The 26603-nt window shown below is 47.9% G+C and carries 21 protein-coding genes; 2 read left to right on the top strand and 19 right to left on the bottom strand.

Translation table 11 applies throughout. From position 1 onward, the window contains the following. Window positions 1-93: 93 nt before the first annotated feature. The 9 genes from AMS66_RS29610 to pyrR form a co-directional block, all read right to left on the bottom strand. The gene (locus tag AMS66_RS29610) at window positions 94-1209 is read right to left on the bottom strand and encodes an efflux RND transporter periplasmic adaptor subunit (RefSeq protein ID WP_053784198.1); all 1116 of its coding nucleotides are present in this window, start codon (window positions 1207-1209) and stop codon (window positions 94-96) included. Further along, window positions 1172-2092, bottom strand: coding sequence for an ABC transporter ATP-binding protein (locus AMS66_RS29605; protein ID WP_236703679.1), 921 nt, complete (start codon window positions 2090-2092; stop codon window positions 1172-1174). Before AMS66_RS29605 ends, AMS66_RS29610 begins: the two co-directional genes overlap by 38 nt. A 289-nt stretch (window positions 2093-2381) precedes the next feature. Then, complete coding sequence (pyrE, locus tag AMS66_RS29600) at window positions 2382-3023, bottom strand: orotate phosphoribosyltransferase (protein ID WP_053784197.1); 642 nt, start codon at window positions 3021-3023, stop codon at window positions 2382-2384. After that, complete coding sequence (pyrF, locus tag AMS66_RS29595) at window positions 3020-3760, bottom strand: orotidine-5'-phosphate decarboxylase (RefSeq protein WP_053784196.1); 741 nt, start codon at window positions 3758-3760, stop codon at window positions 3020-3022. The genes pyrE and pyrF overlap by 4 nt, the downstream gene beginning before the upstream one ends. Before the next feature lie 111 nt (window positions 3761-3871). Next, complete coding sequence (gene carB / locus AMS66_RS29590) at window positions 3872-7090, bottom strand: carbamoyl-phosphate synthase large subunit (protein ID WP_053784195.1); 3219 nt, start codon at window positions 7088-7090, stop codon at window positions 3872-3874. Window position 7091: 1 nt separating this feature from the next. Further along, on the bottom strand, window positions 7092-8234 hold the full coding sequence (gene carA, locus AMS66_RS29585; RefSeq protein WP_053784194.1) for a glutamine-hydrolyzing carbamoyl-phosphate synthase small subunit: 1143 nt from the start codon (window positions 8232-8234) through the stop codon (window positions 7092-7094). 393 nt (window positions 8235-8627) lie between these two features. Further along, the gene (locus tag AMS66_RS29580) at window positions 8628-9932 is read right to left on the bottom strand and encodes a dihydroorotase (protein WP_053784193.1); all 1305 of its coding nucleotides are present in this window, start codon (window positions 9930-9932) and stop codon (window positions 8628-8630) included. Between the two features lie 127 nt (window positions 9933-10059). Next, complete coding sequence (locus tag AMS66_RS29575) at window positions 10060-10971, bottom strand: aspartate carbamoyltransferase catalytic subunit (protein WP_144424659.1); 912 nt, start codon at window positions 10969-10971, stop codon at window positions 10060-10062. Then, window positions 10971-11534, bottom strand: a complete 564-nt coding sequence (pyrR, locus tag AMS66_RS29570) for a bifunctional pyr operon transcriptional regulator/uracil phosphoribosyltransferase PyrR (RefSeq protein WP_053784191.1) — start codon at window positions 11532-11534, stop codon at window positions 10971-10973. The genes AMS66_RS29575 and pyrR overlap by 1 nt, the downstream gene beginning before the upstream one ends. A 785-nt stretch (window positions 11535-12319) precedes the next feature. Between pyrR and AMS66_RS29565 the strand changes: the two genes are divergently transcribed. After that, entirely contained in the window at window positions 12320-14995 is a 2676-nt protein-coding gene (locus AMS66_RS29565; protein ID WP_053784190.1) for a YhgE/Pip domain-containing protein, read from the top strand. 153 nt (window positions 14996-15148) lie between these two features. Here the strand turns inward: AMS66_RS29565 and AMS66_RS29560 are convergent, their stop codons facing one another. The 8 genes from AMS66_RS29560 to lspA form a co-directional block, all read right to left on the bottom strand. Continuing rightward, the gene (locus AMS66_RS29560; RefSeq protein ID WP_053784189.1) at window positions 15149-16450 is read right to left on the bottom strand and encodes a DUF6080 domain-containing protein; all 1302 of its coding nucleotides are present in this window, start codon (window positions 16448-16450) and stop codon (window positions 15149-15151) included. A 25-nt stretch (window positions 16451-16475) separates the two neighbouring features. Beyond that, on the bottom strand, window positions 16476-16796 hold the full coding sequence (locus tag AMS66_RS29555; RefSeq protein ID WP_236703678.1) for an EamA family transporter: 321 nt from the start codon (window positions 16794-16796) through the stop codon (window positions 16476-16478). After that, on the bottom strand, window positions 16783-17073 hold the full coding sequence (locus tag AMS66_RS29550) for an EamA family transporter (RefSeq protein WP_090810048.1): 291 nt from the start codon (window positions 17071-17073) through the stop codon (window positions 16783-16785). Before AMS66_RS29550 ends, AMS66_RS29555 begins: the two co-directional genes overlap by 14 nt. Window positions 17074-17099: 26 nt before the next feature. Continuing rightward, complete coding sequence (locus tag AMS66_RS29545) at window positions 17100-17732, bottom strand: HAD family hydrolase (RefSeq protein ID WP_082350953.1); 633 nt, start codon at window positions 17730-17732, stop codon at window positions 17100-17102. Between the two features lie 29 nt (window positions 17733-17761). After that, complete coding sequence (locus tag AMS66_RS29540) at window positions 17762-18676, bottom strand: decaprenyl-phosphate phosphoribosyltransferase (RefSeq protein WP_407944587.1); 915 nt, start codon at window positions 18674-18676, stop codon at window positions 17762-17764. A gap of 179 nt (window positions 18677-18855) precedes the next feature. Further along, window positions 18856-20109, bottom strand: coding sequence for an LL-diaminopimelate aminotransferase (locus AMS66_RS29535; RefSeq protein WP_053784187.1), 1254 nt, complete (start codon window positions 20107-20109; stop codon window positions 18856-18858). Window positions 20110-20218: 109 nt separating this feature from the next. Then, complete coding sequence (locus AMS66_RS29530; protein ID WP_144424642.1) at window positions 20219-21202, bottom strand: RluA family pseudouridine synthase; 984 nt, start codon at window positions 21200-21202, stop codon at window positions 20219-20221. Next, the gene (gene lspA, locus AMS66_RS29525) at window positions 21195-21689 is read right to left on the bottom strand and encodes a signal peptidase II (protein WP_053784185.1); all 495 of its coding nucleotides are present in this window, start codon (window positions 21687-21689) and stop codon (window positions 21195-21197) included. Before lspA ends, AMS66_RS29530 begins: the two co-directional genes overlap by 8 nt. A gap of 219 nt (window positions 21690-21908) precedes the next feature. On the opposite strand from lspA, the gene AMS66_RS29520 reads away from it, so the two are divergent. Then, window positions 21909-22646 (top strand): TraR/DksA C4-type zinc finger protein, encoded by a 738-nt coding sequence (locus AMS66_RS29520; protein WP_053784184.1) that lies wholly within the window; start codon window positions 21909-21911, stop codon window positions 22644-22646. A gap of 12 nt (window positions 22647-22658) precedes the next feature. Here the strand turns inward: AMS66_RS29520 and AMS66_RS29515 are convergent, their stop codons facing one another. Then, window positions 22659-23012, bottom strand: a complete 354-nt coding sequence (locus AMS66_RS29515; protein WP_053784183.1) for a DUF5665 domain-containing protein — start codon at window positions 23010-23012, stop codon at window positions 22659-22661. 229 nt (window positions 23013-23241) lie between these two features. Then, window positions 23242-26340 (bottom strand): isoleucine--tRNA ligase, encoded by a 3099-nt coding sequence (ileS, locus tag AMS66_RS29510; protein WP_053784182.1) that lies wholly within the window; start codon window positions 26338-26340, stop codon window positions 23242-23244. Window positions 26341-26603: the final 263 nt, after the last annotated feature.

The following is a 26603-nucleotide window of genomic DNA, read 5'->3' as shown; positions in this document are numbered from 1 at the left end:
CGACCGCCACAATCAGTCCGATCAGTGTGCTGAACGTCATCCAGCGAGTGTTCCACATTTTGCGGAACAACAGTCGAAGCAATGGCAGCCCCATTAGCGGCCCACTACTTTCTGTCCAACGGTCAGACCTTTCAGAATCTCCACATCCGTAGATGTCTGCTGCCCGACTTCTACGTCCACTTCACGCTTGCTTCCATCACTCTCCACCACTTGCACGTACGTTCTTGAACCGATGGAGCGCAGTGCAGATACCGGAATAACAATCGCGTTCTCTGTACGTTGGGTGACAATGGACACCGTCAGAGGTGTACCGCGTTCAACACCCTTGGGCATTTTCGCCAGCGAGACGATAACATATTGATCCAGGCTTTCTTTCGCTGGAGGCGTTCCGCCTTCCCCCGAACCTCCGCCGTTACCATTCCCACTTCCCGATGCTTGGGCTACAGGCATCACTTTTACTTTGCCAGCCACTTTGCCTGCGCCATTAATGTCCACATCCGCCTTCATGCCAGCCGAGAACTTTTCTAGATCTTCTTTGGCAAACGTAGCTGCGACAACCAGATTGGATGTATCTGCTATGGTCGCAATCGGGTCATAGGCTTTGACAGCCGCACCTTTCTCCACCTGCACAGCAATAATCGTTCCACCAAACGGAGCGGTCAAAGTGGCTTTACCCAATTTATCCTCCAGATCAGCGAGTTCCTGACGAAGTTCTTCAAAGGCAATCGTGGATTCTTCGAACTCCACCGGGTCCATCTCATCCCGTTTACGAAGCGTTTCCTTCATTTGAACTTCCGATTTGCGAATCTGCAGGTTTTTGGCCCGGATTTCCTTCTCCACGCTCTCTACATCAAGAACAGCGAGAAGCTGACCTTTTTTCACTTTATCCCCTGGTTTTACATTCAACTCTTTGATATGCATACCGTCCAGCGTAAAATATACCTTTTCTTCCCGCTGGCTCATCATCTTGCCACTTCCGCTTACTTTCTTCTCCAGCGTCTCTGTCCGAACTTCATATTCCGGCTTCTTGGAGATCGTTGGTGGTGTGATTGGCGGAAGTACTTCTTCCTCTGTTTCTGCCGGTAGCAAAGAGCAGCCGGACATCGTTGCAGCCACTATCGCACTAAGCACAATAAGCGCTGCGCGTTTCCCCCTCTTCGGAGCGGCCCCTTTACTTGATAAATCTGCCGTCCGCCATTTCATAAACATGGTCCGCAACCTCCAAAATCGTAGGATCGTGTGTAGTCATACAGATCGTTACTTGTTCAACTTCAATAATATTGCGAAATACAGCCATAACCTGTGCTCCCATTTTGGAATCGAGTTCAGCTGTCGGCTCATCCGCGAGCAATAATCTCGGTCTGTGGGCTATCGCCTTGGCGATGGCCACCCGCTGCTGCTCTCCCCCGGACATCTCGAATGGACGGTGCTTGACCCGTTTGGTTAGTCCAACCAGATCCAGACAATGACCTACCCGATCCTTCCATTCAGAACGCGGCACGTCCGCCATGCGCAGCGACAGCTCTACATTTTCCCAGGCAGACAACAAGGGCATCAACGCATACGCCTGAAAAATAAAACCAATTTCCTTGCGCCGCAAAGCGGTCCGCCGCCGGTCTCCCCAATCCTGAAGAGGTTGGCCGGAGAACAGGATATCTCCACTTGAAGGCTGATCCAGCCCGCCCAGCATATTGAGCAGCGTCGTTTTCCCTGAGCCTGATCGCCCTTTCAACATCACCAACTGTTGCGGGTTCACTTCCATATCAATGCCTTTGAGCACATGAATAATGCGGCTTCCCGTCTGAAAGCTGCGATGAACATTGCGAACTTCCAGCACAGGCCCATCATATGGAGGCAACAGGTCCTTCTTGGAAGACTTGGACTTCACTTCAGGTTCAGCTGCTGCAACTGCAACCTCCTCCTGGCTTGTGTCACTGGTTATGTCGTGCGAGTCGATGGATGGGTTCTGTGGTTCACTTATGTATGCCGATTCCTCCTGCCCAACTGGTTCCTGCTGCTCCGTTGGTCCGACTGCACTGTCCTCGCCTGACTGGCTCTTGGCAGGTCTGATTTTGGAAAATAACTTCTTCATGCCAACAATCACGCTCATCCTTTCTTCATATCCCGTTCACTTCATCAAGACACTAAAAATAGAAATCTATTCCATACTACATTGCATTATAAACGACGGATCACAACTAAAAGTTACAAGCTTTTTACAACGTTCCAGTGAAAAAGTTAATATTTTGATGAACAAACCAAAAAAGCACCCCAAAGTGCGGGATGCCTCTTGAATATTCGATGAATTTGCCTCTATGGCGGCAATCATTACAATTTTGATACCGTTCACAAGCAAACCGTTCAATCCGGTGTGAATGATATTATTTACCAAATGAAGAAGGATCTTCACGCCAGGATTTGAGCAGTTCAAAATCACTCTCCTGGATCGTTCCCTCAGCCAATGCCACATCCATCAAAGCTGTGTAATTGGACAGGGTTTGAAGCGGAATTCCCGCTTCTTCAAAGGCTTTAATCCCTTTGTTCAGCTGATAGCTAAAGATCGCCAGTACCGCCAGTGGAGTCGCCCCAGCTACGCGTACCGCTTCAGCCGCTTTGATTGAACTTCCACCTGTCGAGATCAGGTCCTCAATGACAACAACCTTCTGTCCCTCGGTAATCAGACCTTCAATCAGGTTCTCTTTGCCATGTCCTTTGGCTTTATCACGAATGTATGCCATCGGCAGATTCAGCTTCTGTGCGACCCAGGCAGCATGCGGAATACCTGCGGTTGCAGTACCTGCGATGACTTCTGCATCGGGGTATTGATCACGAATGATCGCAGCAAAGGCTTCAGCAATGTCGTTACGAATCTCAGGATAAGACATTGTTAAGCGGTTATCACAATAGATTGGTGATTTGATGCCGGATGTCCAAGTGAATGGCTGCTGCGGACGCAGCGCCACCGCTTTAATTTTTAATAGTTGGGAAGCAATATGGTTAGGAATCTCGTTAAGTTCGATCATGCGTTTAACATCTCCTTCAAAATGGTTTCTGCCGCTTCACGCGGATGGGGAGCGCCCGTAATCGGTCTGCCTACAACGATGTAATGGCTGCCTCTGGCAATGGCTTCACCCGGCGTCAAGACGCGAGTCTGGTCTCCCAGGCCACTTCCTGCTGGACGAATGCCTGGGGTGACCGTGTGAAAATCACTGCCATAGGCTGCGCGGATCGCAGGTACTTCCAGCGGGGAAGCAACAACACCATCGAGACCTGACTCATGGGCCAGTCCTGCATAACGGACTACCGCTGCCTCAACGCTTCCCTGGATGCCAATCTCGGCATTCATCGTTTCCTCACTGGTACTGGTCAGCTGGGTAACTGCAATAATCTCAGGTCTGCGTAGGGAAGGATCAGCAGCCAAAGCCGCCTCTGCCCCTTCACGGGCAGCACGCATCATGCTTGCGCCTCCAGCTGCATGCACATTGAACATATCCACACCCAGACGGGTTATGCTTTCAGCACCCCCACGAACCGTGTTTGGAATATCATGCATCTTCACATCAAGGAATACCGAGTACCCCTTCGACTTCAGTTCCCGAATGAAGTCCGGGCCAGCAGCGTAAAAGAGCTGCATGCCCACCTTCAGATAACAGGGGATACCTTCGAGTGCTTGTACCAATTCTTGAGCCTGCTCCGCTCCGGGATAATCGAGTGCCACCATCAGACGGCCAGCCATTTCGTTGAAATTCGGGTGATTCATAAACCAGCGCCCCTTCCAAAAGCTTAATTTTTCCGTTTTTGCCCGATATAAAGGACATCCCGCCAGCCCGAAGGCTGACTGATGTCCTTGATCAGTGACAAATCGTCTTATTTATTGTACAAGAGCTGGCATAGCCTCAGAGGAGAAGTTGATCGTTTGCAGCATGATCAACAGGGCACGGATCGTATCCAGTGAGGTCATACATACAATACCGTTCTCTACCGCCTCACGACGAATACGGAATCCGTCACGCTGCGGGGTTTTGCCTTTGGTCAGCGTGTTGAACACAAAGTTTGCTTCGCCGCTGCGAATCATATCGAGAATGTTTGGTGAACCTTCACTTAATTTGTTCACCGTCGTCACCGGAATGTTCGCTGCTTCAAGCGCAGCCGCCGTGCCTCCGGTAGCCATGATTTTGTATCCCAGTCTATAGAAACCTTCAAGCAGTGGAACAGCTTCCTCTTTGTCTTTATCCGCTACCGTTACCACGATTGCTCCGGTGGCCGGAATCTTCATGCCTGCACCGATAAGACCTTTGAACAACGCTTTGGCGTAATTCGGGTCACGCCCCATAACCTCACCTGTAGATTTCATCTCAGGTCCAAGCGTTGGTTCCACACGACGCAGCTTCGCGAAGGAGAAGACCGGAACTTTGACGGAAACATGATCCGACTCAGGCCACAGACCATCGACATAACCGAGGTCTTTCAGCTTCACGCCCAGAATGGCTTGTGTTGCCAAATTCGCCATTGGAATGTTGGTTACTTTGCTCAGGAAAGGTACTGTACGGGATGAACGCGGGTTCACCTCGATGATGTACACTTTGCCATCATGGATAACAAACTGGATGTTAACCAAACCGATCGTTTTCAGTTCTTTTGCAATCTTGATTGTAATTTCTACAATTTTCTCTTTCAGATCCTGAGACAGATGCTGTGGCGGATAAACCGCGATGGAGTCACCGGAGTGAACCCCTGCGCGCTCGATATGCTCCATGATGCCCGGAATCAATACGGTTTCACCATCACAGATCGCGTCAACCTCAACCTCTTTACCCATCATGTAACGATCGATCAGGACCGGATGCTCCGGATTGATTTTAACCGCCTGTTCCATATATGTCAGCAATTCGGCATCGGAGTACACAATCTCCATCGCACGACCGCCGAGTACGTAGGAAGGACGAACCAGTACAGGGTAACCCAGGCTTTGAGCGGTTTCAACCGCATCATCTATTGAAATGACTGTTTTGCCTTTGGGTTGTGCAATTTCCAGACGGGAGAGCAGACGCTCGAACTTCTTGCGATCCTCTGCCTCATCAATGTTTTCCAGATCTGTTCCGAGAATCGTTACACCAGCGGCACGCAGTGGTGCTGCCAGGTTGATTGCCGTTTGACCACCAAACTGTACGATAACACCTACTGGCTGTTCCTGTTCGATAACATTCATTACATCTTCGAAGAACAGCGGCTCAAAGTACAAGCGATCCGATGTATTAAAGTCCGTAGATACCGTCTCCGGGTTATTATTGATGATAACTGCTTCATAGCCTGCTTTTTGCAGAGCCCATACCGCATGTACCGTGGAATAGTCGAACTCAATCCCTTGACCGATCCGGATTGGACCGGAACCAAGTACGACTACTTTTTTCTTATCTGAAGGAATGACTTCATTCTCAGTTTCGTAAGTAGAGTAGTAATATGGCGTTGTTGCCTCAAATTCAGCAGCACATGTATCTACCATTTTGTACACTGGGCGAAGATTTTCCTCTTCACGGCGTGTTCTGACTTCAGCTTCTTTCGTCAGCGTACCACCTGGTTGCCCTTCAGCACGCAGCTCAGCGATGGCACGGTCAGTGAAGCCCAGACGCTTCGCTTGATACAATGTCTCGGACGTCAGTTCCGATTCCTCGCGAATACGATCCTCAAAGCGAATCAGTCCTTCGAGTTTATCCAGGAACCACCAGTCAATTTTCGTCAGATCCTGAAGCTGTTGCAATGTATACCCTCTGCGGAATGCTTCAGCAATCAGGAAGATACGCTCATCGTCGGCTTTGACCAGACGCTCATTCAGCGTTGTTTCATCAAGTGTTTCAGCATCTTTCAGATACAGACGGTGTACACCGATTTCCAGTGAACGAACAGCTTTGTGAATTGACTCTTCGAATGTCCGGCCAATCGCCATAACTTCGCCTGTTGCTTTCATCTGTGTACCCAGTTTGCGGTTCGCCGAGATAAACTTGTCGAACGGCCAGCGTGGGATTTTGCTCACGATATAGTCCAGTGTTGGCTCAAAGCATGCATACGTTTGGCCTGTTACCGGGTTAACGATTTCGTCCAGTGTGTAACCCATGGCAATTTTGGCAGCCATCTTGGCAATTGGATAGCCCGTTGCTTTGGAAGCCAGTGCCGAAGAGCGGCTTACCCGTGGGTTAACTTCGATAACATAGTATTGGAAGCTGTGCGGATCAAGCGCAAACTGTACGTTACATCCACCTTCGATGTTGAGGGCACGGATGATTTTCAGGGAAGCGGAGCGCAGCATTTGATATTCACGATCAGACAGCGTCTGACTTGGCGCCACAACGATACTGTCACCTGTATGAATACCTACCGGGTCAAAGTTTTCCATGTTGCAGACCACGATACAGTTATCATTTTTGTCACGCATAACCTCATACTCGACTTCTTTCATGCCTGCAATGCTCTTCTCGACCAGACATTGCCCAATTGGGCTGTAACGAATGCCTGCTGCTACGGTCTCGCGCAATTCCTCTTCATCCGCACAGATCCCGCCGCCTGTTCCGCCAAGCGTGTAGGCTGGACGAACAATGATTGGATAGCCAATCTCATTGGCAAAATCAAGAGATTCCTCAAGTGTTGTTACGATTACACTCTCGGGTACAGGCTGTTCCAGTTCGCGCATCAGATCACGGAACAAGTCACGGTCTTCTGCTTTCTCGATGGATGTGAGCTGTGTTCCGAGCAATTTGACATTCTCACGTTCAAGGACGCCAGCACGTGCCAGTTCCACGGCCATATTCAGACCCGTTTGACCGCCAAGGGTTGGCAGCAAACCGTCTGGACGTTCCTGACGAATGATTTGCGTTACAAAATCCAGTGTAATGGGCTCAATGTATACTTTGTCAGCCATGTTCGTATCCGTCATAATCGTAGCCGGGTTGCTGTTGATGAGTACAACTTCCACGCCTTCTTCTTTCAGTGCCTGGCATGCTTGTGTACCGGCATAGTCGAACTCGGCCGCTTGACCGATGACGATTGGACCTGAACCAATCACCAGGATTTTTTTGAGATCTTTGTTAATCGGCATGTTATTGTGCTCCTTTCACTGCGGCTGCCAGTACGGCTTGACGCGGCTGTTGCGGGTGAGTGATTTTGTGCTCCCGAATCATCTCGATGAAGCGGTCGAACAGATAGCTGTTATCATATGGTCCTGGTGCTGCTTCCGGGTGATACTGAACGGAAAACGCCGGGAATGTTTTATGTTTCAGACCTTCAATGGTCTTATCGTTATTATTGATATGTGTCACTTCAAGCTCCGTATTTTTCACGGACTCTTCGTTTACGGTGTAACCATGGTTCTGAGATGTGATAAAGCAACGTCCGCTCTCCAATTCTTTGACCGGGTGGTTTCCGCCGCGGTGTCCAAACTTGAGTTTCTCTGTATCGGCTCCTGCCGCAAGTGCGAACAGTTGGTGACCCAGGCAGATCCCGAAGATCGGGTATTCGCCGAGCAGTTCACTGATCATTTTAACCGCGTGAGGTACGTCTTTCGGGTCCCCAGGGCCGTTGGACAGCTGAATGCCATCCGGGTTCATACGGCGGATTTCGTCCGCTGTTACATCATGCGGAACTACGACAACGTCACAGTTGCGTTTGCTGAGTTCACGCAAAATCCCTGTTTTTGCACCGTAGTCAACCAATACAATGCGTTCAGCCGTTCCCGGGCTGTTGTAAACATGTTGAGTAGAAGTCATAGGAACCTGGTTACGCAGTTCAGCGATGCTGGTGTCTCCCATCATCTCCAGCAACTCTTCCACAGGTTTCGATCCTGTTGTGAGAATTCCTTTCATTGTGCCGTGGTGACGAATCCGGCGAGTCAGCATCCGTGTATCAATTTCGCTGATCCCTACGATGCCATACTCTTTAAGCAAATCGTCTACGCTGTATTCCGCACGCCAGTTACTTGGTGTCGGCTCATGACGTCGTACCACAAAACCGTGTACGAACGGACGAATGGACTCGAAGTCGTCACGAGTAATGCCGTAGTTACCAATCAGTGGATACGTCATGGTTACGATTTGACCGCAATAAGAAGGATCCGAAAGCACCTCTTGATAGCCTGTAATTCCCGTATTAAAAACGACCTCACCTGTTGTTTCACCTTCAGCACCGAACGCTTTCCCGGTGAACAGTGTGCCGTCTTCCAACAATAATCTTGCCTGTGCCTGCATCCCATTTCACTCCTCTGTGTTTATCAAAGTTGAATACTTTCAGTTGAACATGGGGGACGTTACGTTCGGTGCGGCTCCGTGGGCAGAAAACCCTTTGATCGCTGTTATCCCCGGATTACTTTGATCCCATTCTTCAAATGGAGTAATCCGGTGATAAAGGCGAACGCTTTGCTTCTTCGGGTTCTTTCTGCCCACTCCGCAGTTACGTTGGTGTCCATGTTCAAAAGCATTATTCAACTTTTCTTTGTTTCGTATATTGAACTCTCGGCATGATCTGCCTCGAGTTAGTTGTAAGATGTTACTGATGTATAGGTTGTAGATTTAGAGATATTAAGACTTATTGTTTATAAAGAATTAAAGATGTAAAGTTTATTGATTTACTAAGTTACTGTTTTATTGTTGTACCGTGTTGTTCCACACGCTTTTGCCGTCAACCCATGTCTGTACCGGCCAGCCTTTAAGCTTCCAGCCTGTGAATGGGGTGTTTCTTCCTTTGGTAGCAAAGTTTGCCGGATCAACCGCTTGTTCCTGATTCAGATCAATCATGGTGATGTCCGCAGGTGCCCCCTCTTCCAGCTTACCAGTATCCAGTCGGAATACCCGTGCCGGGTCAGCTGTCATGCGTTTCACGAGGAAGTCCAGGCTCCAAAGCCCTGTTTCCACAAACTTCGTGTACAGCAGCGGGAAGGCAGTTTCGAATCCAACGATGCCGAAGGGTGCCAGCTCCATGCCTTTTGCTTTCTCTTCTTCGCTGTGCGGGGCGTGATCGGTAACGATCATGTCCAGCGTTCCGTCCAGCAAACCTTCGATGCAAGCCTGCACGTCGCGTGGTGAGCGAAGAGGCGGGTTCATCTTCCAGTTGGCATCCATGCCCGGGATATCTTCATCCGACAATACGAGGTGATGCGGACATACCTCAGCAGTAACTTTAATACCGATGGATTTCGCCAGGCGAATCAGGCGAACCGATTGTTCCGTACTTACGTGGCAGACGTGGTAGTGAACTCCCGTTGCTTCTGCAAGTAGGATATCACGACCTACGTGGATGGCCTCGGATTCATTTGGGATACCTTTGATACCGTGACGCTTCGAAAACTCGCCTTCCGTCACATATCCACCGACTACCAATGAGTCGTCTTCGCAGTGAGCGATGACTGGCATATCCATGCTTGCTGCAAGGCTCATGGCATCTTTCATCATTTGAGCGTTTTGTACGCCCACGCCATCATCCGTGAATCCAATCGCGCCCGCTTCTTTCAATGCGGCAAAATCCGTAAGTTCACGTCCAAGCTCATTCTTCGTAATAGCTGCATAAGGCAGCACTTTAACCAGGTCGGCTTCTTTGGCTTTATCCAAAACCAACTTAACGACATCCGCATTGTCGGTTACCGGTCTTGTGTTCGGCATGCAGGCAATCGTTGTAAAACCGCCTTGCGCTGCAGAACGGGCACCCGTCTCGATCGTCTCTTTATGCTCGAATCCAGGTTCACGCAGATGCACATGCATATCAATCAAACCGGGGATAACCAGTTTGCCTGAAGCATCGGTGACGTTATGCGCTGATTGCTCTGCTGTCAGTACCGCTTCATCTTCCACTCCAGCGATCTTTTGAATTTTTCCTTCATCTATAACGATCGTTTTCCGTTCAAGTTCCCCTTGTTGATTCAAGATGTTCGCGTTCTTTATAATCTGTAGCATAATTGCCCTCCGCTTCGGTTCTGTCCAACTTGCCAGGCAAGCCGGATGATTCTCTTTATCGTGTACCCTCACATTGCTCTATAAGAACTTTCGTCTCGTCAGCCTATGACCCACAGCCAGACCCTGCTTACAGTTTCATCGCGCGTTCCATGACCGCCATGCGGATTGGAACACCGTTTGCCATCTGCGGGAAGATCCGCGATGCTGCGCTCTCCACTACCGCATCATCTACCTCGACATTGCGGTTCACAGGAGCAGGGTGCATAATAATTGTGCTTGGTTTCAGGCGTGACGCCCGTTCTTCCGTCAATCCGTAGTGTTCGCGATAATCCTCAGCCGAAGTAATCAGGCCGTGTTTATGACGTTCAAGTTGAACTCGGAGCATCATGACTACATCCGCATCGATTGCTTCTTCCAAACCTACATAAGGCGCATGTTCTGCGAGCTCCGGTGCCTGCATCGTTTGTGGTGCGCAGAAGCGCACATCCGCACCAAATTTTTGCAGTGCCCACAGATTGGAGCGAGCTACCCGGCTGTGCAGGATGTCTCCGATGATCGACACACGCAAACCTTTTAGCTCACCGAATGCCTTCCGCATCGTGTAGAGATCCAGCAACGCCTGTGTAGGGTGCTCATTATTCCCGTCTCCGGCGTTCACTAAAGGTACATTCACTTTCTGAGCCAGTTGTTGCAAAACACCGGATGGTTTCAACCGGATTACCCCAGCGTCAATGCCCATGGACTCCAGTGTACGTACCGTATCATAGATGGATTCACCTTTTTCCACGCTTGATGCTGCCGCCGTGAAGTTCAGTACTTGTGCACCCAGACGCTTCTCAGCCATCTCAAACGAGAAGCGAGTGCGCGTGCTGTTCTCGAAGAACATGTTGGCTACGAAGTGGGATTCCAGTACTGGAACCAGTTTCTCCTTCTGCGCTTCCCAGTGTGCTGCTCTGTTCAGAATGGATTCGATCTCATCTCGACTAAGTTCCTTAAGGCCAAGCAAGCTCCGGTCCTTCAATGCTGGTTGTGTAATCATCATGCTTGTTCCCCCCGGTTCTGAATGATTTTGACCTCGTCCTGTCCGTCCGTTTCGATGAGTGCAACCTCGATCTCTTCTGATTTGGAAGTCGGCACATTCTTACCGATAAAATCAGGTCGGATCGGAAGTTCCCGGTGTCCGCGATCTGCGAGAACCGCCAGCTGAATGTTCTGTGGTCTTCCACAGTCCATCAGGGCATCCATCGCTGCGCGAATCGTCCGTCCGGTATAGAGCACATCATCGAACAAAATCACTTTTTTGTTATGAATCGAAAGTGATTCAGGTGTCATCGTCAACAGTTCCTTGCGATTCGCTTTATTCTCATCCAAGCGATCATCGCGATAAGGGGTCACATCGAGCTCTCCCCAAGGGATCGGTGTACCTTCGATTTCTTCAATCTTGGCGGCGATCCGTTCTGCGAGGTATACCCCCCGTGTCCGAATGCCGATCAGTACACAGCCTTCAATCCCTTTGTTTTTTTCCAAAATCTCATGGGCAATCCGTGTTAATGCGCGGCGGATCGCGGTTTCATCCATAATGACATGTGTCTCTGTGCTCATGCGTTCAGCCTCCTCAGGATTTCCCTTTCAGATCATGGCCCCGTGACGAGGAGAACAAAAAAAAGACTCCTTGCCGTGTTAATTGGCAAGGAGTCTCCGAACTTCAGACCGCTCTGAAGAAAGTTTACTCTCGGGATGCATCGCTTCATTTGCCGCAGCAAAAAAACGATGTATCGTTCACGTTACCTTGCCAGTCTCACGGGACTGATTTAAAGGTGCTATTCATGTCGTTCATATTGCAGAACCTCACAGTGTTCTGTAATCAATATGTCCGTTTGTCTTCATGAATTATGACAGAAAGACAACCCTCTGTCAACACCTCAACATCACAGGCGAAATTCCTCTACTGTATTCCTCTTAGAATCAGCAGTTCGGCTGAAAAACATCCAAACACATCACATCTCATTCGTTATTCATAATTATACAATAATTCTGTATATTTATCCATAGAAAATTGCGGATATCCTTACAGCCAAAATAATCCTCTGACCATATTCAACGTCGAGACAGAATTCTCTCCTTTGGAACTTGCAGTGAGTTTGCTCTTAACTGCCTTCAGTTCTGAAGGCAGTTTTAACATAATCGACATCTTATATTTTAGAGTTCAACGTCCAGAAACACAGAATACATGAAGGCTCTGCATTAGTACCCAGTGAAATGGGTAAAGTTTATAAACATGAAACATTTCATTGAAGCTGCAATAAAGCCGATATACATAAGGATTTACAAATATGCGACATAGAAATAAGATAAGACCTACATTTATTTACATTTAGGAGGAAGTTATGCGTCACATTTGGCACGTTTACAAAACAGACTGGTTGCATATTTTGAAGGTTCCCACAGGTATATTTCTAATTGTGGCTATTATTTTACTGCCCGGGGTGTATGACTGGGTGAATGTGAAATCCGTCTGGGACCCGTACAGTAACACCCAGGGGATTAAAATTGCGGTGACAACCGAGGACAAGGGTGCGACTGTTGCAGGAACCAGCGTCAATATCGGAGATGAACTGGTATCCAGCCTGAAACAGAATGAAAAGTTGGGATGGACTTTTGTGGATCAGGCTGAGGCTGATCGGGGTGTTCAAACAGGAGATTATTATGCAAGCCTACTCATTCCTGGGGACTTTTCATCCAAAATTACAGGCATTGTTGACGGGAAGCTGGAGCGCCCAGAGGTAATCTATACCGTTAATGAAAAGGTTAATGCCATTGCTCCAAAAATCACAGGCTCCGGTGTATCTGCGATAACAACACAAATCAATGAAAATTTCACTGAAGCCGTCAGTCAGGCTGTTCTAACCAAGTTGAAGGAAGCCGGAGTTGAAATCAATGCCCAGCTTCCAACTTTGCGCAAGATGGAGAATGGCATTTTCACGCTGGAGAAAAATCTTCCGGCTATACAAGCCGCAGGTCAAAAGGTACTGGAAGTGGAAAAAGCCATGCCTGGTATTGTCAAAGATGCTCAAAAGATCGTCGAGATCGAAAAAAAACTGCCCGAAATTAATGAAGCCGCACAATATGTGCTCAAGGTTCAGGAGTATTGGCCACAGATTAATGATGCAGCTTCCGAGGTGTTGGCTATTCAGGGACGGATTCCCGATATTCAAAAAGCCGTAGAACGTATTCGGGAAGTGGATGCAAACTTTGGTCAGGTATCAGGTGTGATTCAAACTGCCCTGGACAAGACCGACAAGGCTCTGTCTATCGTAACCGCCGCAGAGCAAGATCTGGACAAAGTATCCCAAATCGCTGGTAACGGGATTGAGCTGGCCGAAGGCTTGAATCAGTTTGTCGATTCCAGTGAAGAAGCGTTTCAGGCTATAGGCCCGGCGATCCGGCAAAACCTGCTGCTGGTGCAGCAAATCACAAACGCTGCCGGTGACATGTTCGGACAATTGCAAAATGCGGATCTTAATAAGCTCCCGACAGCAGAAGATTTGGACCGGATCGCTGCCCGCTTGGGGATTGCGGTGAAACTCGTCGACAGTATGGAAGAACTACTCAGCAAAATTGACAACTTGCTTCCAAGCCATCCACTTGCCGATAAAATTACACAACTGAACACCATTTCAGATAAACTTCAGCTGCAAATCCGTCTGGCTGGGATCATCAGTGATGCGATGCGTCGTAATACAACTCCGCCTGCAGATGTCATCGCTCAGTTAAATGCCCTCTCCAAGGACATTAGCAACGGCATTGGTAATATCCTGAGTACCTACGAGAGTGAAATATCACCTGCACTTGCGGCTGGTGCGGATAAACTCAGGTCTATCCTATCCACATCAGCAGATACACTACAAGGAGCAAGGGATCGAATTCCGGATATAACGGATATTCTTGCTTCAGCCAAAGAAGGGATTGCGTTTGGGCAGACCGAGTTGACGAAAATTCAGAGCGATCTGCCTCAAATACAATCTAAGATCCATGAGATATCGGAGACACTCGCGAACAAAAGTGAAGGCTTTATCCAAGCTTTAAACACAGTGTCTTCATTAATTCGGAACGATCTGCCCAAGCTGGGGACCAAGTTGAACGCAGCAGCTGATTTTGTTCGGAACGATCTGCCTAATGCCGAGAAACAGATAGGCAAGGCATCCGATTTTGTACAGAACCAGCTGCCGGAGGTCGAAAAAGGAGTACATCGTGTTGCCTCGCTTGTACGTGATGATCTGCCCGCATTGGAAAGTGCCATCAGCAAGGCCGCAGACAAGCTCAGAGAAGTCGAAGGCAATAACCAGTTCGCCGAACTCGCCAAGCTTTTGCGCGGCGACATCGAAGAAGAAAGTGCCTTCCTTGCAAGCCCGGTGCAAATCAAGGAACAACAGCTTTACCCGATTCCGAATTATGGATCGGCAATGTCACCATTTTATGGCGTGCTGTCCTTATGGGTCGGTTCAACGCTGCTGATTTCCCTGCTTCGTGCCGAAGCTGAAAATCCAGAGGGCAAGTTCCGGGGATACGAGTTGTATCTTGGGCGTCTTGCCACTTTTCTGACTATTGGATTGCTTCAAGCCGTATGTGTCAGCCTGGGAGATATCTTGATCCTCGGAACCTATGTCGCAGATAAACTGTGGTTTGTCCTGTTTGCCATGCTGGTGAGTGCCGTATTTGTCACCATAACGTACACCCTGCTGTCCGTTTTTGGGAATATCGGAAAAGGGATAGCGATCATCTTCATGGTGTTCCAGTTCTCCAGCTCTGGCGGCACGTTTCCAATCAGTATGACATCGCCCTTTTTCCAGGCATTGAATCCGTTCATGCCCTTCACGTATGCGATCAGTCTGCTGCGTGAGTCGGTAGGCGGCATCTTGTGGTCTACTGCCATCAAGGATATTCTGTGGTTGTGTATGTTCATCGCGCTGAGTCTCATCGTTGCCCTCGCTTTGAAACGTCCACTGAGCAGTCTGACCAAACGCTCAGCCGAGAATGCCAAGAAGACCAAAATTATTGCTTAAATCGCCCGAGCGACCCTCTGCGTCATGAACGCAGAGGGTCTTTTGTTTTAAACCAACTTGTACATGCCGAATGAATCATGCTCAAAGAGACAAGGCCATTGGAATGTAAATCCAATGGCCTTGTCTCTTTATATAGATCATTAAAACGTCTTATTATTTCACTGTACGTTCCTGTTCCAACTGTTCATAGGACTGCTTAATCGTTGTTAATGTTTCTACATGACGATAGATGTTGTTACTTACGGTAACAAGAACACATAGCATGATCAAGCCTATTAGCACTTTTTTGCCGAGCCCCGGACGAAGACTGATGACGAATCCCCCACCGAGTAGGAAAAACGCAAACAGATAGTGTCCTGCATACAGATACATATCGTATTGAAATACCGCTAGCCCGAAACCAACAACAATATGAAGTACAAATGCAAACAGAATGTATGGCGCAAGAGTCCACACTTCCCGTTCACGGATGCCCTTGATAAACCCAGTGAGCGCCAGCAACAGGATGAAAATACCAGTGAGTTGAACATAGATCGGATTGGAACGGGACAGGTCCGTAACAAATGCTACCATGCCCGGGTCCAGCAAATATACTTTTGGTGACAGCATCGGATTAATCGTTAGCAAGCTTAGAGCTTTCCAATGGACTGCAAACTGGAATGGAGTGGCATAACTTGTTCCCCCATTTTGAATACCAAGCAGCCAATTGCTGACCCAACTGCGGCCGCCAAACGCGATGTACTGAATCCCTGTGAGCACCACGATGAAGGCAACGGCCAGCGCCATAATTCCGATATACTTTTTCCAACCAGACTTGTTACGCCACGTGCGCAAATTAAAAAACATCGCGGCCGCAAATGGCACAATGTTGGTCGACGTCAGTCCGAAGTTGATGGATGCGAGCAGCGCATTTGGGATGTAGCGAACATCTTTGTGTTCACGGGTGTATTGCATATACAGTACAGAGAGCAGGATAACAAACTGCACATACGGATAAGAATCCGGAATCAACGCGGTAAACATCTGATAGGAGCTGAAACCGAACAATAAAGCGAAAAGTAACGATGTCGTGATTTGTTTATCTTTTTGATTCAAGAACAGAAATAACAGCACAACCGAGCCCGCATTCACAAGTGACTGCAAGATAAGAAAGAACCAATTTCCGCCCAGCAGTTGAGCACCTGCTTCAAGCGTAACCGCCAGAAATGAAATTAACGGATGAATAACCGAAGAACTGTTGTCTCCATAATACATGGAAGGATCAAAGTTAAATATATTAAGCGGAAACTGCATCGTACTAAATGGCGTGTATGACCCTAAAAGCTCAGCGTGATCTGCAATGTACGTCACGTAAGATCCGTTCATAAGACCGTAAAAAAGAGCAAAACCCGCAAACAGGCCAAATGCCGTCCAATTGGTTCTGCGATTATAAAATATGTAGTCCAAAAATTTCATGCGTTCACATCCAGTTTCATTTATTCTAGAAAACCAATAAACACAACCCGCCCATAATACAAGCGATACCTATCCAGCGCAAAGGGCCTACGTTCTCCTTGAATGCAAACCGCGCCATAATGAGCGTCCACACATACGTTAACGCATTGGCAGGCAGTACAACCGTTAAGGGAAGAAACTTCAACAATACAATGTTCAGCAGCGCACCTGTACCGTAGAATCCAAGCCCCATTAGAACATGCAGCTTTTTGCGGCTGGTGGCGTAGGCTTTCAGACCCGCTCCTCCCATCGCTCCACACAGAGTCATTGCGATCAGTACAGCAATCATCCAGCTATCGATCAACACTGGTCAACGTCACCCCGATTCCAAGCAGCACAACAGCGGCCAGCTTCTGCACCGTAATTTCTTCTCCTAGCAAAAAGTATCCATAGATCAGCGCAAACACATAGCTTGCGCACATCAAAGGGTAGGCCACTGACAGCTTTTCCAAAGCAAAAGCCTTGATCATCAAAATGGCACCCAGTCCATAACACAGAAAGCCGATGCCCAGATAGATCCACTCAGTCAGACCCCACTTCCAGAACAGTTGACCCGTCGCTGTAAGAAAGGCGGAGACCAGCATCAATAGCTTGCCTGTATGGCGCCCTTTTATCTCCCCCACGACAATGCCTCCATCTCTGGTACGCGCTTGTTAATAAAGTATCGCTGACTTACCAACTGCATTACTGGAAGATCGGATAAGGAGTCGGAATAGGAGCAGGATTGATCATAATCAATCACCATTTTTTTCTCATCCAGATAGGCCTGAATTCGGCGAACCTTCTCATCCCCTTTGCAATTGCTGCCTTCGATCCTACAGGTATAACCATTTGAGTGACGAACCAAATCGGTACCAATGACATGATCCACCCAGGGGAAGTTTTTAAAATATTTCATATAGGCATGCGGAGATGCGGTCACCAGCAATACATGATAGCCTGCTTCCTTGCGATGCTGCATTTCTACACTTGCCTCCGCAAAAATGGCAGCACGGAGTCGTGTATCAAAAAAATGCTCCAGATCTTTTTCGGACATGCGCTCAATGCTCTTGAAATAGGAACGTTTGACACGTTCAACGGTCATTAGCCCTGCCTTGAACAGTGCAGTATGAAATGCAATTACAGGCAATCTCCATACCTGCCATGGGTAACGCCGAACGCCGTAATGTACAAACTGAAACATGGAATCTCTGCGTATAATCGTTTTATCAATATCAAAGATGGCGACTTTCGTGCTTTTCACCCTGATCCCCCTCTACCTTTCAGACACTTTTATTCAAAAATAGCAAAAATCGAAATAACACTTATGACATACAAAATGACCGTGATTAAGATAGGCTTGTCCTCAAACAGAACTCGATCCGGTGAACCACCTTGGTTCTTCATATGAATCAGATACAGATAACGGAACATGCCGTATATGACTAATGGAATCGTCCACATTAAATGAATAGTGCGATCGGATGTGAACGTAAAAAGCGAATAACTGATAATGGTCGCGGTTGTGACAATGGTATTGAACTGATCCAATAACGTAATCGAATAGTTATCCAGTACTTTACGGTGCGAACCGGTATTTCCCTCAAGCAAGGTAAGTTCATTCCTCCGTTTGCCGATGGCCAGGAACAAGGACAGCAGCATCGTACAAATGAGGAACCACGGCGTAAATGGTACATGGATCAGCACGCCACCCGCAATCGCACGAAGCACAAATCCAGCCGCAATGGTCATCATATCCAAAATAACGAGATGTTTCAGTACAAATGAGTACGATACATTCAATAGAAAATAAAGGATACATAACATTCCGAATAACGGATTCATCACAAAGGCTGTCCCGACGGAAAAAATCAACAGCAGAATTCCGAACAGCAAGGCGTGAGCCGGGTTGACCTGTCCAGAAGCAAGGGGACGGAACATTTTCACTGGATGCTGACGATCTCTGTCGCGATCTACATAATCGTTTAAAATATAAACGCAGCCTGCAACCAGGCTAAATAAAATAAAACCTAGCAAAGTCGATAGAATGGTCTCCGTCCGAATTTCCTCAAATGAAAAAAGCAGCGCGGCAAACAACAGCAAATTTTTGGTCCATTGTTTGGGCCTCAATAGTTTAAGCAATCCTGAGACGGTATTGCCTGTTCCTGCAGCAGGTGAGGACACGGTATTGGTACGTGATGATAACAATTTCCATAACTCCCTTCAAAAGCAACTTCTGACTAAATAAATAACGTAAAGATCTAATCATATGTTGCTTGTATAATTTTGTAAAGGGATTACAGGGAGAATTTATATTTTTATGCATAAAAAAGAGACCGTTTCCGGTCTCTTTTTTCTCTACCTCATTATGATGATGTGAATTTCAATTAAAATTCAAATTGCACGTCGCTCAGACGGCGTTTAATTTCAGCGATAACGCGTTTCTCTTCCTCTTCCCCTTTAGCTTCAAAGGTAACGGAGAAACGAACAAAGTTACCCGCGTCATCCCAAGGAACCGAAGAGATCAGTTTCTCACGGATCAGGAATTGGGAGAAGTCTTCGCCGGATTCAAAGCGGCGTCCACCCACAATCCCTTTTGGTGCTTCAACATACAGGAAGAAGGAACCTTTAGGTTTTTCAGCCTGGAAGCCCAGCTCGTTCAGTGCAGCTACCAGCAGATCGTGACGACGGGAATATTTCTCGGCGATTTTTTCCGTAATTTCCGGGTGGTTAAGACCGTAGGCAGCAGCCTTCTGGATCGCGATGAACTGACCGGAGTCATTGTTGTCTTTCACGTCGCTGAATGCTTTTACAACAAGCGGGTTACCTGCTACAAAACCAATTCTCCAGCCTGTCATGTTGTAGGATTTGGACAGGGAGTGCAGCTCCACGCCAACATCCTTCGCACCAGGTACAGACAGGAAGCTGAACGGTTTTTTGCCGTCATATGTCAGAGCTGCGTATGGAGCATCATGTACAACAACAACGCTGTATTTCTTCGCCCATTCAACCACTTCCGTAAAGAACTCCACCGTTGCACTCGCACCCGTTGGGTTATTCGGATAGTTCAGATAGAGCAACTTCGCACGTTTTGCGATATCTTCCGGAATGGCCGTCAGGTCAGGCAGGAAGTTGTTCTCCTTGGTCAATTGAATGTTGAATACTTCCCCACCCAGGTATTTGGTATGTGTACCCATAACCGGATACCCTGGCACCGTCATGATCGTTACATCACCTGGATTGATGAAGCAAGAAGGCATCATAGCCAAAGCCGGCTTGGAACCGATGGAATGCACGACTTCAGTTGATGGGTCGATACCCTCTACATTAAATACATTTTTCAGGTAAGCAGCAGCCGCTTCCTTGAATTCAGGAATACCGTTATCCGCATAACCACGGTTTTCTGGTTTGGAGGCTTGCTCCGCCAATGCAGCTACGATGCCTGCATCTGCCATCTCGTCCGGCTCACCTACGCCGAGGTCAATCAGTTCTACATTGGGAAAATCTTTTTTAGCCGAAGCTTTGGCACGTTTGATTTTCTCGAATTTATAGATGTTGGTGTCTTTACCATAGTTGGAGCCGCCAATACGGTCGGCAAAATTAGTCTGAATGTACGTTTCCTGATATTTATCGATACTCATGATTTTGTTCATCTCCTCATTTGACGCAAATTTCTACACTTTAATATGAAGCATTTGCGCGTTCAAAACCATGGACAAATGTTCCGAACATTTGTACTTTCTCGAGCTATCAGCGACTACGTAGTGAGGCCAGAACATCTTCCATATCCTGCGGAAGCGGAGCTGTAAATTCAAGGTATTCCCCGGTTGTTGGATGTACAAAACCGAGAATCGCGGCATGCAAAGCCTGTCCGTGCATTTTGATCCCTTTGTTACGGCCATACGTCGGATCTCCAACAAGCGGATGACCAATGAACTTCATGTGAACACGAATCTGGTGGGTGCGGCCTGTCTCCAGTTTCAATTCCAACAACGTGTAGTCATTGATGCGTTCCGTGACGGTAAAATGCGTGACCGCATGTTTACTGTTCCGCTCCGTAACGGTGTACATTTTGCGATCATTGGTATCTCGACCAATCGGTGCATCAATGGTTCCCTGATCGTGACTAAGGTGCCCATGAACGAGTGCAATATATCGTCTATTCACACTATGCTCTTTGAGCTGAGCGGCTAGCGAGGCGTGAGCACGATCATTTTTTGCGGCCATGATCAGACCTGAAGTGTCCTTATCAATCCGATGCACGATGCCGGGACGCAGCTCCCCATTAATGCCTGAGAGATCTTTACAGTGATACATGAGTGCATTAACAAGTGTTCCGGACGTATGCCCAGGTGCAGGATGTACAACAAGGCCACGCTGTTTGTTAATAACGATCAAATCACTATCTTCATACACCACTTCAAGCGGAATATTCTCAGCAATAATCTCCACAGTAGTCGGCTCAGGGATCTGAAGCTCTATGATATCGCCTTCAGATAATTTGGCGTTGGCTTTGACTTTAGCCCCGTTCACCGTAACAAATCCGTCTCCGATCCACAATTGAACTTGAGAGCGCGATACATTATCCATGGATTCTGTAATATATTTGTCAATTCGTTCCTTATTATGTTCAGCGGCAACCGTCCATTCCATACGATCATTGCCATTCAAGAGTTCATCGTCATGCGTTGATGTGTCTCCGTTAGTCTGTTCTTCATTTTGCGATTTACTCATGATGTTCATTCCCTTCGATCTTTGCGGCTGCTTTCTCGCGCCGTCCTTCAAGCAACGTTTCCACAATGATCAGTACCACTCCGATACAGATTGCCGAGTCGGCTATGTTGAAAATGGGAAACGTGTAGCTTCCAAAATTAAGCTGGATAAAATCGACAACTTCTCCGGTCAATGCCCGATCCAGGAAGTTACCAATGGCTCCGCCAAGCACCAAGCTAAGCGCCACAGGCAGCAATTTGTGCGGAGTATCTTTTACCTTTTGCAAATACCAAACCAAAGCCACCACGACAACCAGTGTAACCACAATAAAGAACCAGCGTTGATCCTGCAAAATACCAAAAGCTGCACCTGAGTTGCGATGTGATGTGATGACAAAGAAATTGCCAATCACCGGAATTTCATCTCTAAGTTCCATCCGGGTTGCAATTAGGAACTTCGTTCCCTGATCGACTAAAAATACGATAAAAGCGAGGATATAATACACCACGTTTGTTTGTCACTCCGTTCTTGTCTTTTCCAAACGATACCAGGCTTAACGCCAGACTTGTTCATTGTAGCACAGCTGTTTGGAAATCGTCCACGACGCGGTTCGTCGCAGTCCGGATGGCAAAAACGATAACATTTCCCTTCTGTAATTCTGCACGAAATGGTACATCCTACAACAGAGTCAAATCCGGAGTCCACACGGAACAGAAAGGGGAAAATGATGTCACATTTCACTGCCAAACAACTGCAATCGTTACGTTCCCAACTGACAACCGAAAAGCGTGATATTGAACATAGACTGGAGCAAAACGAACATTATGGTCTCGGTGACTCCATGAAACTCCAGACAGGTGAATTATCACCGATTGATAACCATCCGGGTGATTTAGCTACCGAGATGTATGATCGGGAAAAGGATATTTCGCTGCTGGAACATGATGAATTTCAACTGGAGCGTATTGATTCTGCCCTGCATTCCATCGAAGAAGGCCATTATGGAACTTGCGCCGTGTGTCAGCAGCCTATTCCCTATGAACGCATGCAAGCTGTTCCTTACACCAAGTACTGCAAAAAACATCAACCCGAAACCGTTGTCTCCGAAAATCGTCCTGTAGAGGAAGAATTCCTCGCTCCTGCCTTTGGCCGCACAAGCCTGGATGAACGTGATGACCAGAACGGCTTCGACGGCGAAGATGCGTGGCAGATTGTTGAAAGTTGGGGTACCTCCAACACTCCGGCCATGGCTGAGGGTCGGGACATTGACAGTTATGATGTTATGGCGATTGAAGCCACAGACGAGGTCGAGGGTTGCGTTGAGGCATATGAGAGCTTTGTCGCAACTGATATCTATGGTCATGATGTGTCCATAGTGCGCAATCGGCAATATCGGCAGTATCTGGAGAACCGTGAAGGCGAAGGGCTGTTAGAACCGGATTTCGATTCGGACGACTCGTTTTGATCGCTTGGGAGCCTAATATGTGTTTAACTCCAGCTGTCGTTGCACAATTCGCACAATATCAGCAATATAATCACCTACAATGGGCAGATTAAGGGCCCCAAGAACCTGTAACACATAAATGATCGTGGCTGCAAAAAAGGTAAACCCGATTGCGATCCCCACGCCGCGTGCTGCTCCGGACAACAAATTAAGCCCAATCAGCTTCCATGGACGGTTCAGCAATTCTGTGTACTGCGCGATCCGTGAACGCTCGAGTTCATTGGCAAGCCGGTTGGTGAGCGTATGAAGTTCTTCAATTTTGTCCTCCGCATTCTTGGAATGCGTGGATTCTGAATTAGATGGCGATTGGCTATCCTGTTCGTTCATAATTTACTCAGTTCCTTTGATGTATATAGAGTGTCTGCACAATAGAAATCATTGCCCATTTGCTGAAAAACCAAACGAGCCAGGACACAGGATTCTTCTCCTGCATCTGAGGCTCGTTGGCATTTCTGTCTTTATATACTGTCCTATTTGAAATAGAGTTACTCTGTCCCCGTTAAAGTCTGACAAAGCTATCTTTTCTACAGGACGGCCTTAAGTGAAAATCTCTGTATTACCCCTCGATATATACACCGAAGGCTTTACCTCCGGCTTCAATGCGTTGCATCGACTCGTTCGTTCCGAAGGTAACTTCGGTTACGAGCACATTATCACGCAGCACATCATCAAAGGCCTGAATCGCTTCTTGAAGAGCAGCGTCAACATCCAGCGTCAAACGTACTCTTTTCTCAATCGGCAGATCCAGCTTCTTCCGTGTGTCTTGAACTGCACGAATGACTTCACGAACCCAGCCTTCCTGTTCGAGTTCTGCTGTGATCTCCGTATTGAGAGCTACCGTCAGACCATAGCCGGATGCCGAGGCAAAACCGGATTTGGCTTGTTTCTCCACCAGCAGTTCTTCGCCCGTCACTTGCAGCTCTTCGCCTTCAGGAGAAACGACGTTCAGACCATCCTCTGCCACCACTTTACGAGTCTCATCCGCTGACATTCCCTTGAAGAAGTTTTGCAAGAAACCTACGTTTTTACCGTATTTTTTGCCCGCTACTTTCAGATTCAGCTTCAAAGTGAAATCAACGAAATCCGCATCATCATGCTCGGTACGAATACTTTTGACATTGATCTCATCCTTGATGATCTCTTCATAACTTGCCAGATCGAAGCCTTTATCCAGAGAAACGATTAGTTCGGACAACGGTTGACGTGTCTTGATACCTGTTTCGTTACGCACATTACGGGCAAGTTCAACGATTCGGCGTGCTGTTTCCATATCCTGTTCCAGCTCCAAATCAATCAGCGATTCATTGGCAACCGGATAATCATCCATGTGTACACTCTCACCTGTAGTCAGGTTCAGATAGATATCTTCTGCAAGCATAGGTGTGAACGGAGCCACCAGCTTGGCTGTAGTCACCAGCACTTCGGTAAGTGTACGGTAAGCGTCCAGTTTGTCTTCTGTCAATCCACTGCCCCAGAAACGGTCACGGGAACGACGGATGTACCAGTTACTGAGCTCATCCACAAATGCTTCAATTGCTTTGGAAGAGTTCAGGTAGTCGTTAACAGCCAGCGCTTTTTCTACAACGAGAATCAGGCTGTTCAGTCTCGACAAGATCCAGCGATCCAGGTTGTGTGCAGACAGTTTGAACGGATGCTCCTGTGGATCAAATCCATCAATCGTAGCATACAGCGTCAGGAATGCATGGGTGTTGACCAGCGTATCCACCATTTTGGATTTCGCTTCGCCCACGATGCCTTTGGAGAAACGTTTGCTGTTCCACGGTGCGCTGTCGGACAGCAAAGCCCAACGGAATGCATCTGTACCGTATTCTTCGATGACTTCCCATGGATCGATAACGTTGCCTTTGGATTTGGACATCTTCTGTCCGTTCTCATCAAGAACGTGTCCTGTTGCCATAACCGCTTTGTAAGGTGCTTTGCCTGTCAAAAGTGTAGATACGGCCAGCAAGCTGTAGAACCAGCCGCGCGTCTGGTCAATTCCTTCACAGATCATATCTGCCGGATATTGCTGTTCGAATGTTTCTTTATTTTCAAATGGATAGTGCTGCTGGGCAAACGGCATGGAGCCGCTGTCGAACCAGACATCGATCACTTCCGGTGTACGTTTCATTTCATATTTGCCACAAGAGCTCATGACTTTGACGTCATCTACATACGGCTTATGCAGCTCCAGATTTTCAGGCACGTCGCCAATCGCACGGGCACGCAGTTCAGCGATGCTATGTGGGGCGAATTGTTCACCCGTCTCTTCACACACCCAGATGTTCAGCGGAGTTCCCCAATAGCGGTCACGGCTGATATTCCAGTCCACAAGATCTTCAAGGAACTTCCCGAATCGCCCATCACGAACGTGGCCCGGGTACCATTCTACTTCACTGTTATTGGCGATCAGTTGATCCTTGATTGCTGTTGTTTGGATAAACCAGCTGTCCATTGCATAGTACAGAAGTGGTGTATCACAACGCCAGCAGAACGGATAGCTGTGCTCATATTTTTCTTTGCTGAACAAACGTCCTTTTTCCGACAAATATCTCACGATATCAATATCGCAGTCCTTGACAAAACGTCCGGCAAAATCAGTTACCTGTGGCACAAACTTACCTTCCAAGTCCACCATGTTCACAAAACTGATGCCATTTTCACGACATACACGATAGTCATCTTCACCATGAGCAGGTGCCATGTGTACAATCCCTGTACCACTTGCATCGGTTACAAAACCCGCGCCCAAGATGATGTTTGCTTTCTCAGCCTGTACGTAGTTGAACGGAGGATCATACGTTTTGCCAACCAGATCGGAACCTTTCAGAGCACCGATGATTTCATATTCACCTTTGGCATCCTTCATAACTTTCTCAACCAGATTGGTCGCCATGATATACACTTCGTTGTTCTGACGAACACGGGAATAGTCCATATCCGGATTCACGGCAAGCGCAACGTGTGAAGGCAATGTCCAAGGCGTCGTTGTCCAGGCAAGCACGAATTCGCCGCTGTCATCCAGTTTGAATTTGGCCGTAGCACTGAGGTCTTTCACGTCCTTGTACCCTTGTGCTACCTCATGGGAGCTAAGTGTAGTCTGACAAGACGGACAGTACGGACTCACACGGTGACCCCGGTACAGCAGGCCTTTTTCATGAATCGTCGCCAGAATGTTCCACACACTTTCGATATAATTGTTGTCGAGTGTGATATACGGATTATTCATGTCCGTCCAGTAACCGATACCCTCTGTCAGATCGCGCCATTGTTGTTCGTATTCGAACACGCTCGCTTTACATTCGTTAATGAAATTCTCCACGCCGTAATCTTCGATTTCCCACTTATGGGAGATGCCCAGCTTTTTCTGAACACCCAGTTCTACAGGCAGACCATGTGTATCCCAGCCTGCTTTACGAACGACGCGGTAACCCTTCATGGTGTTATAACGTCCCACGAAATCCTTGATTACCCGTCCCAATACGTGACCGATGTGCGGTTTACCGTTGGCTGTAGGCGGTCCCTCGTAAAATACGAAGTTCGGCTTGCCTTCCCGGTTTTCGATGGATCTTTTGAATGTATTCTCGGTTTTCCATTTGTTTAACACGCGTAGTTCTCTGGCGCGCGCTTTCTCTTTGACGTCAACTCGTTGCATGATGATCATCTTCCTTTCAACTGTGTCAAATTGTGGACCGTCCACAAAAAGCGTTTCAATCCCCCTAAATCCCCCTTACCAAGGGGGACCCCATAGGCGCTCCGCCCTCTGGACACCCGGGATGGGTTGTCTTTGGCGGAACTTCGGCGGCGTTTGCGAAGGTGTGTATGTTGGAGTCGGCCCTTTTGCGGCTGTCCCCTCCGGGAACGCCGCCGGGCCTTACTACGTGGGGGGAGTTGCCGGACGCTTCGCTCCTCCGGCGA

This window comes from Paenibacillus xylanivorans (genome assembly GCF_001280595.1).
Lineage (GTDB): Bacteria > Bacillota > Bacilli > Paenibacillales > Paenibacillaceae > Paenibacillus > Paenibacillus xylanivorans.
The sequence above is the reverse complement of the archived record's forward strand: the minus strand, read 5'-3'. Positions and strand labels throughout refer to the sequence as shown.